At 65.6% G+C, this 1,716-nt stretch carries 1 protein-coding gene and 1 pseudogene; both read right to left on the bottom strand.

Annotated features, from left to right (window positions below; translation table 11 throughout):
- The coding region (locus tag ACZ4WH_RS43925) for an alpha-amylase family glycosyl hydrolase (RefSeq protein ID WP_468191957.1) at positions 1-1,051 on the bottom strand (1,051 nt) is incomplete at its 3' end.
- A pseudogene (locus ACZ4WH_RS43920) lies at positions 1,048-1,716 on the bottom strand (alpha-1,4-glucan--maltose-1-phosphate maltosyltransferase); the annotation flags it as partial. The gene ACZ4WH_RS43925 and the pseudogene ACZ4WH_RS43920, both read right to left, overlap by 4 nt.

The following is a 1,716-nucleotide window of genomic DNA, read 5'->3' as shown; positions in this document are numbered from 1 at the left end:
TCGCGTACTCCGCCCACATGTAGTCGCGTTCCTCGTCGGTGACCATTTCGAGGGTCAGCTCGTCGTGGTTGCGCAGGAAGACGCCCCACTGGCAGCCGGACGGGATCGCGGGGGTCTTGGCGAGGATCTCGGAGACCGGGTAGCGGGATTCCCGCCGTACGGCCATGAAGATGCGCGGCATGACGGGGAAGTGGAAGGCCATGTGGCACTCGTCGCCGCCGCCCCGGAAGTCGCCGAAGTAGTCGACGACGTCCTCAGGCCACTGGTTGGCCTCGGCGAGGAGCACCTTGTCGGGGTACTGGGCGTCGATCTCCTTGCGCACCCGCTTCAGGAACTCGTGGGTCGCCGGCAGGTTCTCGCAGTTGGTGCCCTCCTGCTGGTACAGGTACGGCACCGCGTCCAGCCGGAACCCGTCGATGCCGAGATCCAGCCAGAACTTCAGCGCGGAGATCATCTCCTCCTGCACGGCCGGGTTCTCGTAGTTCAGATCCGGCTGGTGCGAGAAGAAGCGATGCCAGTAGTACTGCTTGCGTACCGGGTCGTACGTCCAGTTGGAGACCTCGGTGTCGACGAAGATGATCCGGGCGTCCTGGTACTGCTTGTCGTCGTCGGCCCAGACGTAGTAGTCCCCGTACGGACCGTCGGGATCCCGCCTCGACTCCTGGAACCACGGGTGCTGGTCACTGGTGTGGTTCATGACGAAGTCGATGATGACGCGCATGCCGCGCTGGTGTGCGGCGTCCACGAACTCCACGAAGTCGGCGAGGTCACCGAACTCCGGGAGGACGGCGGTGTAGTCGGACACGTCGTAACCGCCGTCCCGCAGGGGGGACTTGAAGAACGGCGGCAGCCACAGACAGTCCACGCCGAGCCACTGGAGATAGTCGAGCTTGGCGGTCAGGCCCTTCAGGTCGCCGATGCCGTCGCCGTTGCTGTCCTGGAAGGAGCGGACCAGGACCTCGTAGAACACGGCGCGTTTGAACCACTCCGGGTCCCGGTCCTTGGCGGGAGTGTCCTCGAAGGTGTCCGGAACGGGCTCGTTGACGATCATATTGTGGGTGACCCTCCGATCTGCGGGGTGGACGGTCGCAGGACGGCGAAGACATGCGCGGGCCTATGACCCGGTTCGAGGCGCACATAGTTGGCCCTGCCCCAGTAGTAGGTCTCGCCGGTGAGCAGATCGCGCACCGGCACGGACTCGTGCCAGTCCAGGCCGAGTTGCGGCATGTCCAACGAGACCGTTGCCTCCTGGGTGTGGTGCGGGTCGAGGTTGACGACCACGAGAACCGTGTTCGATCCGCTCCGCTTCGAGTAGGCGATCACCGCGTCCTTGTCGGCGTGGTGGAAGTGCAGATCGCGCAGCTGTCGCAGGGCCGGGTGCCGCCGTCGGACGGTGTTGAGTTTCGTGATGAGCGGGGCGATGGTCCGTCCCTCGCGCTCGGCGGCTTCCCAGTCGCGGGGCTTGAGCTGGTACTTCTCCGAGTCCAGGTACTCCTCACCGCCCTCCCTGAGCGGCGTGTTCTCGCACAGCTCGTAGCCGGAGTAGATGCCCCAGGCGGGGGAGAGGGTGGCGGCCAGCACGGCACGGATCTCGAACGCGGGACGTCCGCCGTGCTGGAGGTAGGCGTGCAGGATGTCAGGGGTGTTGGCGAAGAAGTTCGGCCGCATCCAGGCCGCCGCCTCACCCGACAGCTCGGTCAGGTACTCGGTCAGCTC

It is taken from the genome of Streptomyces sp. NPDC029138 (genome assembly GCF_055564375.1).
The sequence above is the reverse complement of the archived record's forward strand: the minus strand, read 5'-3'. Positions and strand labels throughout refer to the sequence as shown.